Below are 14,951 nucleotides of genomic sequence, written 5' to 3' on the forward strand. Positions count from 1 at the left end.
ATTGCATGGGCACGTCTGCAACATCTACTGTGGTGGTCGTCGGTAGCGGCCTTGCGGGCTTCGGGGTCCTGCGCGAATTGCGCAGGCTCTCGCCCGAGGCCCGGCTCGTCATGGTGACGCTGGAGGACGGGCATTTCTATTCCAAGCCCGCCCTATCCACGGCGCTCGCCAAGGGTAAGACAAGCGAAACGCTGGTCACGACCCCGGCCGAAAAGATGATCGCCAATCTCAAGCTCGATGCTCGCATCGGGCGCGAGGCAGAGGCCATCGACCGTGCCGGCAAGGCGCTTTTGACCACTGGCGGACCGATCCAGTACCATTCCCTGATCCTGGCAACCGGCGCCGAGCCGGTTCGACCGCAGATCGGTGGCGATGCCGCGCATCGCGCCATTTCGGTGAACCAGCTCGAACATTACGATCGCTTTCGGAAGGAATTGCCGGAGGGCGCGCGCGTTCTGATCATGGGCGCAGGTCTGGTCGGCACCGAATTCGCCAACGATCTGATCACCAATGGCTACCGGCCGATTGTCGTCGACATGCTGGATAATCCCCTCGCCCAGCTTGTCCCGCCCGCGGTGGGCGAAAAGGTGCGCGATACGCTGCAGGAAAAGGGCGTGGAGTGGCATCTTGGCCGCAAGGTCGACGCCATCGACTATTGCCAGCCCTCACCCGGATATGTCGCCACACTCGATGACGGTACGCGGGTAGAGGCGGATATCGTTCTGTCCGCCGTCGGACTGCGCCCCAACGTCGAGCTGGCCCGCGAAGCCGGGCTGGAAATCGGCCGCGGCATAAAGGTCAATGAATACGGGCAAACGAGCGACCCCGACATATACGCGATCGGCGATTGCGCCGAATATCCCAACGGCCTTGCCGCCTATGTCACGCCGATCATGGCAGCGGCCCGCGGGATTGCGCCCAGCGCCTTGGGCACGCCGACAGAGATCAGGTTCCCGCCGCTTTCGGTGCAGGTGAAGACGACCGTGTTCCCGATCAACCTGCTGCCGCCTGCGGTGGCTTTGCGGGGCGAGTGGCGGCAGGTGGAAAGCGACGCAGAGGGCGACAAGCATCTGTTCGTCGATAGCGACAACAGGGTTCAGGGTTACGTCCTGACACAGGGAAAATGCGAACAACGCATGGAAATGGATAAATTGGTGGGGGAAATGGCATGAGCGGAATGCTCGAAGGTAAAGTGGCAATCGTAACGGGCGGGGCGAAGGGCCTTGGCCATGGCATTTCGCGTCGTCTGGCGCGCGAAGGCGCTTCGCTACTCATTACCGGGCGCGACGGTGTAGCGACCGAACGGGTGGCCGAAGAGATCCGCAAGGAATTCGGAACCGGTGCAGTCGGCATGTCCGCCGATATGGGCATCAAGGATGACGTGCTGGCCATGGTGCAGCGCGCGGTGGATGAATTCGGCGGCCTCGATATTCTGGTCAATAATGCCTCGTTATTGTCTGACGGTGTCCTGCTGGAGCACAAGACGGACGAGATGCTCAAGCGCACGCTGGAAATTGGCATCTGGGGTAACTGGTGGGCCATGCAGGCCGCCTTTCCGCACATGAAGGCACGCGGCGGCGGTTCGGTTATCAATTTCAGCTCCATCGACGCACAGACTGGCGCGTGGCTCCATAGCGACTACAATATCAACAAGCTTGGCATTGTCGGGCTGACGCGCAGTGCAGCGGTCGAATGGGGCCGGTTCAATATCCGCGTGAATGCCATCGCTCCGACTGGCCTGGGGCAGGTTTTCGCAAAGCTGGTGGACGAAGTACCCGGCTTCCTCGAAAATGTCGTTGCGACCAATCCGCTGAAACGCGCAGGCGACCCTGAAAACGACATCGGCCCGGTCGTCGTGTTCCTAGCTTCGGACATGTCGCGCTTCGTCACTGGCGAAATGATCAATGTCGATGGCGGACAGAACCTGCCCGGCTATGTCAGCATCCCCCACAATCTCGACGAACTCGAAAAGGGGGAAACGTGAAGTTCCAGCCTGAACTGGCCACCTCGCCCGAAGTAAGCGACGATTTCGTCATGTCGCCCAGCGTCATCAAGATCCTGTCAGGGGCGCTGGATGCGATCGCGGAACGGGGCGTCAAACGCCTGTCGATGAGCGATATCATCGAGGCGAGCGGCGTTTCGCGAGGCACGCTCTATCGCTATTTCTCGAACAAGGACGATGTGCTGGCCGCCGTCGCCGAATTCGTCTGCGTCGGGTTCGAAACCGGCGTTCGCGAAGTGGCGGATGGCATCGACGATCCGATCGATCGGTTCCGCCAGGTGATGCAGTTCTATGCACGCTATACCAATGAAAATTCCCCCGACCGCGTCTTCGAAGTCGAACCCCGGTTCCACCTCTCTTTCTTTCGCAGCCGGTTCGGACGGTACAAGCTTGCCGTCCATGCCGCGCTGGAACCTACCTTCGCATTTTTAGAGGCGAAGCTTGGCAAGAAGATCAATGCCATGGCTATCGTCGAGATACTCGTTCGGCTGCAATTAAGTACTCTTCTGGTGCCTGCCGATGAAAACTGGATGACGCTCTGGAATGAAAGCGCGGACAGTCTGGAAAAGTGGCTTGTCGACACAGCCAACCAGACTGTCTGAATAATCGAAAGGATGCATGAAATGGCTACTTTGGCAAAAGCACCTGTGGGGCAAGTTGGCGCATGGGCCGACAAATCGGTCGCCGACAAGATCGTCGCCCGCGCAAAGGAACTGCGCCCGTTTCTGGCTGAGCAGGCACCCGAAGGCGAAAAGCGCCGCAATCCCACCGAAGCGGTTGACCGGATGCTCAAGGAAGAAGGTTTCTTGCAACTGATCGTGCCGCAACGCCTCGGCGGCTTTGGCCTTTCGCCCACCGATTTCTGCCGCGTCCAGATGGAAATCGCCAAGGGCGATCCGGCGGTAAGCTGGGTGATGCAGATCATCAACGGCACCAGCTGGATCACCAGCCTCGCGCCCGACGGCGTGCAGGACGCAGTCTTTGCCGACGGACCGCAGCCGGTGTGCGGCGCTTACAACCCGCCCGGCAAGGCGCGCAAGGTTGACGGTGGCTGGATCATTAATGGCGCGTGGCCCTATATGTCGGGTTCGCGGCAGGCGACCTGGACGCAGCAGGGCGTCGTGCTTGAGGATTACGACGGCCCGGTCGTTCCCGGCATCAACATGTGCTATATCCCGATGAGCGAATTCGAGATCAAGGATACGTGGTTCGTCAGCGGCATGCAGGGCACCGGTTCCGATACCGCAATTGCAAAGGACGTTTTCATCCCTGACAGCCAGATGGCGCTGATGAATGAACGGACGGGCCAGATCGATCCCACCAAGAAACATTTCGGCGCGCCGTCGGACCTTGTTCCCGCAGTTCCGATGGTGCGGACCACCGGTCTTGCCCAGCTTGTAGGCGCGGTCGAAGCCATGCTTGAGATCGTGACGGCGGAATCGGGCAAGCCTGTCCTGACGACTACGATCGGTCCGCGCACTGGATCGGGTGCCTATATGCGCGATCTGGGTGAATCTGCCGCATTGGTCGAAACTGCCAAGACCATCCTGTTCAGCCTTGCCGCAAAGCTCGATCGGGTCGGAATGGGTGAAGAGTTCACGGCTGAGGAAAAGGTTCGCCATCGTGCGATGGGCGGCCAGATCGTCGAATCGATCCACGCGGCCAGTGAATCGCTCATGTTCCAGGCCGGTTCGTCGGGCTTTTCGCTCGATAAGCCGATCAACCGTTACTGGCGCGACATTTCGATGGCGCTTCGGCACATCCAGAACATTCCCACGATCGGCTATGAAATTCAGGGCCGAGCCCTTGCCGGTGGCGATCCGATAGCACCTCCGGGTTCCTACTAAGGCGGGACACGAAATCCATCGCCCGGTCATAGGCCGGGCGATGGTCGTCTGTCTGTGTAATCCGCGTCAGACGATCCGGCAGGCATCCTCGAACGGCAATCGCGGGTTACGGGGAAACAGGCTCGTCCTGTCGCCATATCCCAATGCGCAGATGAAATTTGCCTTCCAGCGGCCTTCGGGAAAGAAGGCCCGGTTCAGCGCCTCTGCATCAAAGCCCGACATGGGCCCGCAATCCAATCCCAACCCGCGCGCCGCGACAATCATATACGCTCCCTGCAGCGGCACGTTGCGCGCCAGCAGATCGTCGATAACCGCGGTCTTTCCCGCAAAGGCCGACGCGAAATCGCGCGACGGAAACAGCTTGGGCATCTCCTCGTAAAATCGCGTATCCGCTGCGACAATGGCGGTGACCGGCGCGGAGCGAACCTTGGCGAGGTTCCCCTCGTTCACGCAGGCCAGCAACCGCTCCTTCGCCTCGCCCGAAGTAACGAAGACAAACCGCGCCGGGCAGGAATTAGCCGAGGTGGGACCCCATTTCAGATGATCGTATAATTCCCGCAGCAATGCAGAGGGCACGGACCTTTCGTTATAGCCGTTGAAAGTGCGTGCCTCTGCAAAAATCGTCTCGAGATCTGCCGCCATCATGTACCCCTCGTATTGCTGCCATGGTTTTCCCACCAGAGCATCAGCGACTGGATCGTCGGCTCAAGCTCACGCGTGGCATCGGTCATCGAATATTCCACGCGGGGCGGCACCTCGGCATAGATTTTGCGCGTGATCAGCCCGTCGGCCTCAAGCTCGCGCAGCTGCTTGGTCAGCACATGCTGCGAAACACCGTGAATAGTTTTCTGCAATTCCCCGAAACGATGGGTGCGATGATACAGCAGCCACAATATCTCAAGCTTCCACTTGCCCGAAATCATCGTCAATGCGCGGCGCAGCGCATCGTGCGAATTGGGACTGACGCCGCGGTCGACAGGATCTTCATCGGTAACGGTCATATAAAGGTTACTAACCCCATAAAGGTGATCCTACTTGTTGAAATTAGGTGTAAGTTATAGTCCCCGGTTTGAAAATAGAGGTTTGGCCGGTCGCACCGCGCAGGTGGATCGTGTCGCCAAAGATTGGGAGCCAGAAATGCAGCCAGAAATGCCCGAAGCAGTGATTCCGACGCATGTGCCTGCCAACCTCGTGAAGCCTTTTCCCTATATTTTCGGCATGACGACGCGTGAGGAACCACATCGGGGGTGGGCTCCCAAAGTCCACGCCGAAGGGCCCGACATTTTCTATGCGCCCCACGCCTATCCCGGTGGATCACCGGCGTGGGTGGTGCGCCGCATGGACCATCTTCGCGAAATCTACTTCGACACCGACACCTTCTCCAGCAAGGACTTCTCTCCCTTTGCCAAGTTGATCGGTGAAAACTGGACCAACACTCCGGCAGAGGTCGATCCGCCAAACCACGCCAAATATCGCAAGATGGCCAATCCGCTGTTCACGCCGAAAGCGGTATCCTCGCTCGATGGCAAGATCCGGCAATATGCTGTGGACTATGTGGAAGCCTTTCGCCAACGAGGCGAATGTGAATTCATGGCGGAATTTGCCTTTGAATTCCCGATAAAGGTCTTCCTCGAACTGATGGATTTCCCGCTCGATCACACGCGGCAGTTCCTTGAATGGGAGTACGACCTGCTCCACGCCTCCGATCTGGGGAAAATCGCTGCAGCGACCCGAAAAGTTGTCGACTACCTGCGCGAGCAGATTGAGGACCGGCGCAAATCGCCCCGCGACGACATCATCAGCTATGCCCTTGCGGTCGACGTAGAGGGTGCGAAACTTAATGATGACGAGCTGGTCGGATTTTCCTTCAACCTTTTCATCGGCGGGCTGGACACCGTTTCAACCAATATGGGCCTGCAATTCGCCCATCTGGCGCGCGAAGACGGTGATCAGGAATTCCTGCGCCAAAACCCAGAGGAAATCCCGCATGCCATCGACGAACTGATGCGCGCCTATGCGGCGGTGACAACTTTCCGCACCTGCACCCGCGAAACGGAATTTCACGGCGTGAAGATGATGCCCGGCGACAAGGTGGCGATGAGCACAACGCTGGCCGGGCGCGATCCGGCAGAGTTCGACAATCCCGATAAAGTCGATTTCGGGCGCAGGCCGCGTCACGTTTCTTTCGGCTATGGGCTGCATACCTGCATCGGCATGCATCTGGCGAAGCGCGAAATGCGGATCGCGCTCGAGGAATTTCTCGGCCGCATCCCGCAGTTCAGTGTCAAACCCGGCCACCAGCTTGAATATCATTTGGGCATGATCCAGCCGGTTACCCTGCCGCTCGTCTGGGACGTGTAGTGAGCGCTGGCGAGTTCGCAGGCAAGGTCGTCCTCGTCACCGGCGCGGCATCGGGCCTTGGCCGCGCCGCCAGCATTCGGTTCGCCAGCGAAGGCGGCAGATTATGCCTTGTCGACATCAATGCCGACGGGCTGGCGGAAACCGCGCGGCGGATAGAGGAGGCCGGAGGCGAATGCGCCAGCATGGCGGGCGATCTGGGCGATCCGGCGGTTTGCGCACAGGCTGTCGCAACAGCGGTCGGCGCCTTCGGCCGCCTCGAGGTTTTGTGCAATATCGCGGGCATCCTGCGCTTTCACGCGCTGGAGGATGTCACGACGCAAGACTGGAACACGCTGTTTGCGGCCAATGTATCGGGCCCGTTCTTCATGATGCAGGCAGCCATGCCGCATCTGGTGGAAAGCCATGGCAATGTCGTTAACGTGGTGTCGAGCGCGGCGTTTCTGGGCCAGGCCTATACCGCGCCCTATGGCGCGACCAAGTCGGCGCTGCTCAGCCTGACAAAGTCGCTCGCGATGGAGTTCATGCACAAGCCCGTCCGCATCAACGCGCTGGCGCCCGGCGGCATGCTGACCGGCATGGCCGATGGCCTTGAAATTCCCAAGCATGCAGACCAGTCGCTCTACAGCCGCTATTTTGGCCTGCGCCAACCGTCGCAGCCCGAGGATATCGTGGAGCCCCTGCTGTTTCTGGCATCGGATCGCGCGAGATCCGTGCACGGCGCGTGCCATGTTGCCGATGGCGGCATCACCGCCGGTTAAGCCCGCCTTCCCTTTCCTGCGATAGGTGGAGCCGCGATGCCAGACGGCTCTACTGTCGTCAAAGCCTGCTGCTGGGCGCCCATCTCCGTAAACGGTTCGGACCCTCCGCGAAAGCTGGCTGCACCGCATGGATTGGAAAGTGAAATGACCGGCAAATATAATGCAATGCTCGACCAGATGGTCAGGGATTACTCGCTCGTCACGCACGGATATTCGGGTGTCGCACCCGCCAACCCCTATCCGATGTTCGAGGAAAAGCGCGCCAAGTGCCCCGTAATGCACGGCGACCTGCTGCAGGAAAACAGCATTCCCAGCATGGCCGACTACATGATGACAGGCCGCCCTGTGGTGACCCTGTATCGTTATAACGACATCCATTCGGTGTTGATGAACCCCGACGACTGGCTCAGCTATATCGTCGGTGACGGGTTCGGGGCCGCTGTCGACAATCTGTTGCTCACCGCGATGGATGGCGAGGAACACACAAAATATCGCAAGACGCTGCAAAAGCCGTTCATGCGCGGCCAGATCCGCAAGCTGATGGAAACGCTGATCCGTCCGGTGGTTGTGAACGAATTCGTCGAGAAACTGCGCCCCAACGGCAAGGCGGACCTGCTGCGCGAGTTTGCCCTGCCCTTCCCCATTCGCGCGATGTATGCCTATTTCGGCTTTCCGCATGACGAAGACCTGCTGGGCAATCTGGCAAGCTGGGCCATTCAGGTCGTCGCCGCCCCGCAGACCGATCCCGAAGTCGCCAAGGTCACCATCCCCCAATCGATGGTCGCCGGGCAATCCATGTTCGAAACGCTGATGCCGATCGTGCAGCAATATCGCGCGCGCGGTGAAATGCGTAACGACATCCTCGGCTATATGATGACGACCGAGCATGAGGGCGAGAAGTTCAGCGACGAGGATATCGCGAACTTCATCCGCATGCTGCTGCTGGCCGCAGGCGAAACGACGACCCGCAGCTTTGCCAATATGATGGTACAGTTGCTGGAAGAGCCGGACGTGCTGGAGGAACTGCGCCAGGATCGCAGCCTTGTGCCGAAGGCGGTCATGGAGACCATGCGCCGCGATCCCACGGCCGGCGCGGTTGCCCGTATTGCCGCCCGCGACATGGAAATCGGCGGAATGACCATACCCAAGGGAACGGCGGTGCTATGCTCGATCGCTTCCGCCAACCGCGATCCCGAAGTGTACGATGATCCCGACCGGCTGTGGCTCAAGCGCCCGATGCGGCCGCTGCTGAGTTTTGGCTTTGGGCCGCACATGTGTCTTGGCATGCACATGGCGCTGACCGAGATGGAGGTCGCGCTGGAAGAGATACTCGACCTTCCGGGCCTGCGCTTCGACCCGGACTATCCGAAGCCAGAAATCCGCGGCCTGAACATGCGCGGGCCTGATGCCCTGCATGTGCTGTGGGATGTCGACGGAGCGTAGGGGATTTGACGGTGGGAATCGACTTGTATGAAGAATTCCGCGATCTTTAGGGCAATCCAGTTATCATCCGCACGCACTCGCACCTAGATCTGCGAAAGGCTGTGCTGATAGAACCTCGCTTCGCATGGCCTAGACCTATCGATGCCCTGTCCCAAACGATCGCACTATCGCGCTGCATTATATCGGCTATCGCCAGCCCAACATCGCGGCCTGAACCGCCACGCACGATTGGGCGCAAGCGGCAGGACTTGCGATTCCAATGGAGGGCGCGACGGACCGCGCCCGCTTCGCCTATCTCTATACACGCGCGGCGGTCGGAAATTATACCGGAGTCGTCACCGGCAAGACCGCGAACATTGAGCGGGCCGGCAGGCTCCGAGCCTTCCCGCCCGCCCTCCCCTCGATAGGCGGGCGCCACTTCACGTATCTATAGGCTGCGCCGCAAACAGCATCGCCGGGGCCAGCACGCGCCTGCGGCAATTGAAAGGAACAGAAAAGCTTATGCGCAAGATCGACCTGCCCGATTTCGACCGGGCCGCCTTTTCGGGGAAATATGGTCCCTGGGCCGTCATCGCTGGTGCCTCCGACGGCACGGGTGCGTGCTATGCCAGGCAGCTAGCCGCCATGGGCATCAACCTCGTCCTCATCTCGCGCCGGCAAGAGGCGCTCGACGCGCTGGGAAAGCAGCTCGCTTCCGAATACGGTATCGAATTCCGCGCGCTTGTTGCCGATCTGACCGAGCAGGGCGCTGGTGGCCGCATTGTCGAGGAAACCGCCGATCTCGACGTGGGTCTGTACATCTCCAATGCCGGTGCGGACGGGGCGGGCAACGGCTTCCTCGCCTCGCCGGTCGAACGGTCGCTGCGATTGCTGACGATGAATGCCGCCAATGTGCTGGAAGCCACCCACGGCTTTGGCAACCGCTTCTTAAAGCGCGGCAAGGGCGGCATCATCGTCATGTCCTCGGGTGCCGGACTTGGCGGCCAGCCCTGGCTCGTCATGTATTCCGCCACCAAGGCGTTCGAACTGAACTTCGTGGAATCGCTTTGGGCCGAGCTTGACGGGCAGAATGTCGACATCCTCGGCATGGGCGCACCGATCATGGATACGCCTACGCTGCGCAAGTCCACCGAGGGGCTGGGGATGGATTACACCATGGCCTATGACCCTGACGACGTGTGCGCGCTGGCGCTGGCCAGTCTGGGCAAGGAACCGCTCGTGCTGGTGCCCGACGGCCCGGACGAGGCGAAAATTCCGCAGATTCAGAGCGATCGCAAGACCCGCCTGCTGGCCTTGGCCGAATGGGGCAAGGCCTATACCGCAACTGCAGACGCCTGAACTATGGCAACGCACCCTAACATCGAAGCCGATCTGTTCGACGTTGTCGTGATCGGCGCCGGCCACAATGGCATGGCCGCTGCGGGATATCTGGCACGCGAGGGCAAGAAAGTGCTCGTCGTAGAGCGGCTCGACAAGGTCGGCGGCATGACCAGTTCGGGCTATATGATCCCCGAGGCGCCCGGACACCTCGTCACGCCATGCGCCGTGGAACTGCTGTTCGCCCGCAAATCCGGGATCATCGAGGATTTCGACCTGCCGAGATACGGGTTGCGCACGGTCGATCCCGATCCGACCTATGCCTATCTCCATCCCGATGGCAGCTCGATCGCGCTGTTTTACGATTATCGCCGCACCGCCGAAGACATTGCGCGCATCAATCGCAATGACGGCAAGGCCTATCTGGAGTTCATGAAGACGCTGAACGTCATGATGGATATCGGCTTTCCGATCATGATGTCGGAACCCGGTCGGCCGGACGTGAAGAACATGTCCAAGATGATCGGCAGCGCGGTACGCAACGTGCGGCTGAAGGACGAGCTGGTGGCGCTGTCCAAGGCCACCGCCGACCAGGTCGCGTGCGAGCGTTTCGAACATCCGGCGACCATCGCCCTGCTGCTGGGCATTGCCGCGGGCGCCGGCCCCGTCGATGACGATGGCAACGCGGCGGCCTACATGATTTTCGCCGTTACCCACAAATATGGCACGGGCAAGCCCATCGGCAGCCTCCAGTCATTTGCCGACGCGCTGGCGCGGAGTATCGAGGCGTCGGGCGCGCAGATCGAACTCAATGCCCCTGTTGCCGAGATCATCGTCGATGATGGCGCGGCGAAAGGTGTGCGGCTGCACGATGGCCGGGTCATTCGTGCCAAGATGGTGATCGCCACTTGCGATCCGCGCACGGCCATGCGCCTGACCACGCCCGGTGGCGTGCCTCGCACGCTGATGAAGCGCATCGAACATGCGCCCGCGAACCGTTCCAATGCCGCCCCCTTCCTCGCCAATCTGGCGATGTCGGGTCCGCTGACGCTGAAGAAGCATCAGGACCTGCGTCACGACAATGCCGATCTCAACAAGGCGGTGGGCCTGATCGGTACGCCCGACGAAGTGCGCGAATCCTTCGCCGCCGCCCGCCGCGGCGATATTCCCCGCCGCCATGCCGTGTCGGTGACGCCGTTGTCGAACTCGGACCCGACGCAGGCTCCTCCGGGCGGCTCGCTGGCCTATGTCTACCTGCCCAGCATCGCAGTCGATGCGCGCGAGGGCTGGTCGCAGCAGCTCAAGAACCGCACGATGACGTCGATCAAGACACAGCTGGGTGAGTTCTACGACGGTCTCGATAGCGAGGTGGGCCGCTTCGTCGAAACCGCGCGCGAGCGCGAAAGGCGGCTCAACGTCACCAACGGTTGCGTAACCCATGTCGATTTCGGAGCCCTGCGCGCCGGGGTGCATCGCCCCGCTACCGGCTTCGGCGGACCCAAACCGCCGTTCCCGGGCTTCCTTATCGGCGGCGCGGGCGCCCATCCGGGCGGCGGCGTATCGGGTATCGCCGGGCGCATCGCAGCCAATCGCGCGATGCGCGAACTCAAGAAGATGAAATAAGCGGGGCCATGATGACGGCGATCGTCACTTCGATGGGCGAATAGGTGACGAACTCCCTCTACGGCGCTCGAAGCATTGATGGCCGTTTACGCGGATAGGCGCGAAAAAGGATAAGTATCATGGCTCTAGCCCCTACATCAACCGACGGGATTACGCCGGACTACATCAATCCTTTGCTGGCGACCGCAACTCCATCCGCATCCGTCACTGGTGTACGTATCCTCGATGCCAAGACTTACGGCGAATAGATGATATTGATTGCTGGACACATTACAATCGAAGTCACCTTCTACCTCAGTATCAGCCCCGAACTAACGATCGAATTCCCCCGCAAGCATAAGGCGAATTTGGTCTGCCTCAAGCGTGGCGACGCCGACGGCGTGTTGATCCAGCTTGATGGTTTGGCGGCCAGATTGCTGGCCATGGCCAGCGCCGGAGACATTGGTCTGAGCCCGAAGTTTCTACCAGTTACGAGTAGAGCCTTGGGCCAACATGTAACCAAAGACAATTTGTTGATAGATTGATTGAGGAGAGCACAATGGATTTCGAACTTCCCGAAGAGTATCAGGCCTTCAGGGACACGGTTCGCCGCTGGGTGGACAACGAGGCGCCCAAGGACTGGGCCCGTAACCTTGAAATGGACGAGCATAACTACCCATTCGCCCTTTGGGACAAATTCACTGAAGCCGGTTTTCACGGGGTAGGAATTTCGGAAGATTACGATGGCCAGGGCGGCGATGTCGTGATGCAGATGCTACTGGCTCGCGAGTTGGCGCGGACGCTGGGCGGCCTTGCCTGGATCTGGGGCATCACCTCGTTCGCCGGTTCGAAATCCATCGGCCTCTACGGTAGCGAGGATCAAAAAGCGAAATTCCTGCCGGAAATCGCCAACGGCCGTCTTAAGGCCGCGATCGCATTTACCGAACCGGCTGGCGGCACTGATCTGCTCGGCGCAATGGCCACCACGGCGGAAAAAGTCGATGGGGGCTGGGTTCTGAATGGTGAAAAAATCTGGAGCTCTTCCGCGCATGTCGCGGATTATCTGCTCGTCATCGCGCGCAGCGACAAATCGGTGGAAAAGAAGCATCAGGGCCTGACCTTGTTCTGGGTCCCAACCACCACCGACGGCATGAAGATCACGCCTCTGGCCAAACTTGGCATGCGCTCGATGGGCAGTTGCTCCATCCACTTCGACAATGCGTTCGTCGCCGATGACGCCGTACTGGGTGAGCCGGACAAGGCCTGGTACATGCTGCTTCCAACCCTTAACAACGAGCGCATCATGGTCGGCGCGTTCTGCCTCGGCGTGATCGACGGCGTGCTAGAAGACGCACTCGACTACATGCAGCAGCGCAAGGCGTTCGGCGGGATCATCGGGCGCTTCCAGAGCCTGCAGCATTATCTGGCCGATATTGCGACGATGCAAAAGACGACAGAGCTGATGCTTCACTATTGTGCGGACAAGCAGAGGCGGGGCCAGAAGGTCGGCGTTGAGGCCAACATGCTCAAGCTGATGGCATCGGAAAACGCCAACAAGGCCGCCGATCTCGGCATCCAGATTCTTGGCGGCATGGGCTATTCGGCGGAAACTGACATGCAACGCTATTGGCGCGACAGTCGCTTGTGGCGGATCGGTCCGATCACTAATGAAATGGTACGCAACGGAATTGCGGAAAGCCTTGGGTTGCCCCGCTCGTTCTAGCACTACTTCGGCAGATATTTGTTGACGGGTTTGCGCAGGGGATTCTTTGGCGAGGATTCCGGTGATTGTGCATTCGCACGCCTACGGCTCCATAGAGAGCCAGCTTTTAGGGAGGCTGGTGATGGATACGGATTGGCGTGACGAACTGGAAGAGTGGCTGGCGCCGTTTGTAGTGGCGTTGCGAAACAAGACGCGCTTCTGGATGTGTCCAGCAGATATTGCGGGGCTGATCGGTCCGGGGGATCGCAAGAGCATACAGCCGATGGCCGCGCGCGGGAGCGATGTCAGCTACGACCGGTTGCATCATTTTTTCGCGAGCGGTGTGTGGGACCAGGAACCGCTTGAGCCGGAGCTGCAGGTCGAAGCCGACAGGCAGGTGGGCGGCAACGATGCTTGGCTGATTATCGACGATAAGGCCGCGGCCGTGGCCAAGAAGGGATGCCATGCGGTTGGCGTGTCGCCGCAATATGCCTCGCCGCTTGGCAAGAATGCCAAATGTAAGACACTGGTGTCGAAAGCGCTGGCATCAGGTGAAATGCCGGTCATGGTCGGTTTGCGTCTGTTTCTTCCCGAATGCTGGACCAGCGATGCGGCCCGAATGGCACGAACTGACGTTCCCGCTGATTGCCACCCTTACAGAACCAAGCCCGAGATCGCGCTGGCCGAGATTGACCGGGGTCCGTGCGGCACGGTGTCCCCTTTGCCTGTGTCCTGACCGATGCAGGGTATGGCATGTCCGCGCCGTTTCGACAGGGGCTCTCCGAACGTGGCCTTGCCTGGGCGGTCGGTATTCCGTCCAGACAGACGGCCTACATGCACGATGTCGCGATGATCTTTCCGGTCACCGGGAAAGGCCGCCCCCGCAAGAACGCCATCCCCGATGCCAAATCGATATCTGCCAAGGCGATGCTGGAGACGGCGAAGTGGTAGGTCAGTTGGCGGCGCGGGACGAAGGGCCCACTTGTCGCCCGCTTCGCCGCCGTTCGCGTCCGTGTCGCAGATGGCCCGCCCCAGCGTATCAAGACATGGGTGCGCAGCATCTGCCCGGCGAGGGAGACTGTCAGGAATTCCGTGTGTGGGCGGGCATAATGGGTAAGAAGGAGTCCCACTATGTCCCGACGCAAAGAACCTGCGATACCGAATGAGCTGCTGGACCAGCTTTGGGCTGGCGATGCTGCCAGTGCCGCTTTCGAACAAGGCGGCTTGCTGGATTCTCTGAAGAAGACGATGACCGAGCGGGCCTTGAATGCGGAGATGGATCACCATCTGACCAGCGATCAAGGGGCCGGGAACACGCGCAACGGCTATGGCCGCTAGAGCGTGACCACAGATGCCGGCAAGCTGGAGATCGATGTCCCGCGCGACCGTCAGTCGAGCTTCGAGCCGCAGCTGATCGCGAAGTACCCGCGCCGTTTCCCCGGCTTTGATGACAAGATCATATCGATGTACGCGCGCGGCATAAGCACGCGGGAGATCACCGGGCATTTAGATGATCTGTATGGCATCGGCGTGTCGCCAGACCTGATCAGCACCGTGACCGACGCCGTTCTCGACGAAGTCGCCAGCTGGCAGCAGCGGCCGCTGGATCCGGTTTACCCGCTCGTCCTCTTCGATGCGATCCGGGTCAAGATCCGCGATGAAGGCATGGTTCGTAACAAGGCCATCTACATCGCGCTGGGTGTCCGCGCCGATGGCTCGAAGGAGGTGCTCGGTCTGTGACTCGAGCAGAACGAAGGTGCCAAGTTCTGGCTGCGGGTGATGAACGAACTCAAGAACCGCGGTACAGAAGACATCCTGCTTGCCGTGGTCGATGGGCTCAAGGGCTTCCCCAAGGCCATCACCGCCATCTTCCCTGAGGCGATCGTCCAGACCTGCATCGTGGGGTCGTTGAAAAAGCC

13 protein-coding genes and 2 pseudogenes are annotated in these 14,951 nt (G+C 60.2%); 13 read left to right on the forward strand and 2 right to left on the reverse strand.

What is annotated here, in order from left to right; genetic code table 11:
- Positions 1-5 precede the first annotated feature (5 nt).
- Genes LOZ74_RS12660 through LOZ74_RS12675 form a run of 4 tightly spaced genes read left to right on the forward strand, consistent with a single transcriptional unit; the run spans position 6 to position 3,849 of the window.
- Positions 6-1,172: an NAD(P)/FAD-dependent oxidoreductase gene (locus tag LOZ74_RS12660; RefSeq protein WP_230291486.1), complete on the forward strand. Its 1,167-nt coding sequence runs from the start codon at positions 6-8 to the stop codon at positions 1,170-1,172.
- A complete protein-coding gene (locus LOZ74_RS12665; RefSeq protein ID WP_230291487.1) occupies positions 1,169-1,984 on the forward strand; it encodes an SDR family NAD(P)-dependent oxidoreductase in 816 nt (271 codons plus the stop codon). The genes LOZ74_RS12660 and LOZ74_RS12665 overlap by 4 nt, the downstream gene beginning before the upstream one ends.
- Entirely contained in the window at positions 1,981-2,604 is a 624-nt protein-coding gene (locus tag LOZ74_RS12670; protein WP_230291488.1) for a TetR/AcrR family transcriptional regulator, read from the forward strand. Before LOZ74_RS12665 ends, LOZ74_RS12670 begins: the two co-directional genes overlap by 4 nt.
- A gap of 21 nt (positions 2,605-2,625) precedes the next feature.
- On the forward strand, positions 2,626-3,849 hold the full coding sequence (locus LOZ74_RS12675) for an acyl-CoA dehydrogenase family protein (RefSeq protein ID WP_230291489.1): 1,224 nt from the start codon (positions 2,626-2,628) through the stop codon (positions 3,847-3,849).
- Positions 3,850-3,915: 66 nt separating this feature from the next.
- On the opposite strand, the gene LOZ74_RS12680 is transcribed toward LOZ74_RS12675, so the two are convergent.
- Together LOZ74_RS12680 and LOZ74_RS12685 are read right to left on the reverse strand one after the other, a co-directional pair.
- On the reverse strand, positions 3,916-4,494 hold the full coding sequence (locus tag LOZ74_RS12680) for a malonic semialdehyde reductase (RefSeq protein WP_230291490.1): 579 nt from the start codon (positions 4,492-4,494) through the stop codon (positions 3,916-3,918).
- A complete protein-coding gene (locus LOZ74_RS12685; RefSeq protein ID WP_230280527.1) occupies positions 4,491-4,850 on the reverse strand; it encodes a helix-turn-helix domain-containing protein in 360 nt (119 codons plus the stop codon). Before LOZ74_RS12685 ends, LOZ74_RS12680 begins: the two co-directional genes overlap by 4 nt.
- 34 nt (positions 4,851-4,884) lie before the next feature.
- On the opposite strand from LOZ74_RS12685, the gene LOZ74_RS12690 reads away from it, so the two are divergent.
- The 9 genes and pseudogenes from LOZ74_RS12690 to LOZ74_RS12730 all read left to right on the forward strand — a co-directional run.
- The gene (locus LOZ74_RS12690; protein ID WP_230291491.1) at positions 4,885-6,210 is read left to right on the forward strand and encodes a cytochrome P450; all 1,326 of its coding nucleotides are present in this window, start codon (positions 4,885-4,887) and stop codon (positions 6,208-6,210) included.
- The gene (locus LOZ74_RS12695; RefSeq protein ID WP_230291492.1) at positions 6,210-6,968 is read left to right on the forward strand and encodes an SDR family NAD(P)-dependent oxidoreductase; all 759 of its coding nucleotides are present in this window, start codon (positions 6,210-6,212) and stop codon (positions 6,966-6,968) included. Before LOZ74_RS12690 ends, LOZ74_RS12695 begins: the two co-directional genes overlap by 1 nt.
- 144 nt (positions 6,969-7,112) lie before the next feature.
- Complete coding sequence (locus LOZ74_RS12700; RefSeq protein WP_230280524.1) at positions 7,113-8,411, forward strand: cytochrome P450; 1,299 nt, start codon at positions 7,113-7,115, stop codon at positions 8,409-8,411.
- A 501-nt stretch (positions 8,412-8,912) separates the two neighbouring features.
- Positions 8,913-9,749: an SDR family NAD(P)-dependent oxidoreductase gene (locus LOZ74_RS12705; protein WP_230280523.1), complete on the forward strand. Its 837-nt coding sequence runs from the start codon at positions 8,913-8,915 to the stop codon at positions 9,747-9,749.
- Between the two features lie 3 nt (positions 9,750-9,752).
- The gene (locus LOZ74_RS12710) at positions 9,753-11,351 is read left to right on the forward strand and encodes an NAD(P)/FAD-dependent oxidoreductase (RefSeq protein ID WP_230280522.1); all 1,599 of its coding nucleotides are present in this window, start codon (positions 9,753-9,755) and stop codon (positions 11,349-11,351) included.
- Between the two features lie 248 nt (positions 11,352-11,599).
- A complete protein-coding gene (locus tag LOZ74_RS12715) occupies positions 11,600-11,875 on the forward strand; it encodes a hypothetical protein (RefSeq protein WP_230280521.1) in 276 nt (91 codons plus the stop codon).
- 14 nt (positions 11,876-11,889) lie between these two features.
- On the forward strand, positions 11,890-13,053 hold the full coding sequence (locus LOZ74_RS12720; protein WP_230291493.1) for an acyl-CoA dehydrogenase family protein: 1,164 nt from the start codon (positions 11,890-11,892) through the stop codon (positions 13,051-13,053).
- Between the two features lie 118 nt (positions 13,054-13,171).
- Positions 13,172-14,105: pseudogene (locus tag LOZ74_RS12725) on the forward strand (IS701 family transposase); the annotation flags it as partial.
- A 58-nt stretch (positions 14,106-14,163) separates the two neighbouring features.
- Positions 14,164-14,946, forward strand: a pseudogene (locus tag LOZ74_RS12730) (IS256 family transposase); the annotation flags it as partial.
- Positions 14,947-14,951 lie beyond the last annotated feature (5 nt).

It is taken from the genome of Croceicoccus sp. Ery5 (assembly GCF_020985325.1).
GTDB lineage: Bacteria > Pseudomonadota > Alphaproteobacteria > Sphingomonadales > Sphingomonadaceae > Croceicoccus.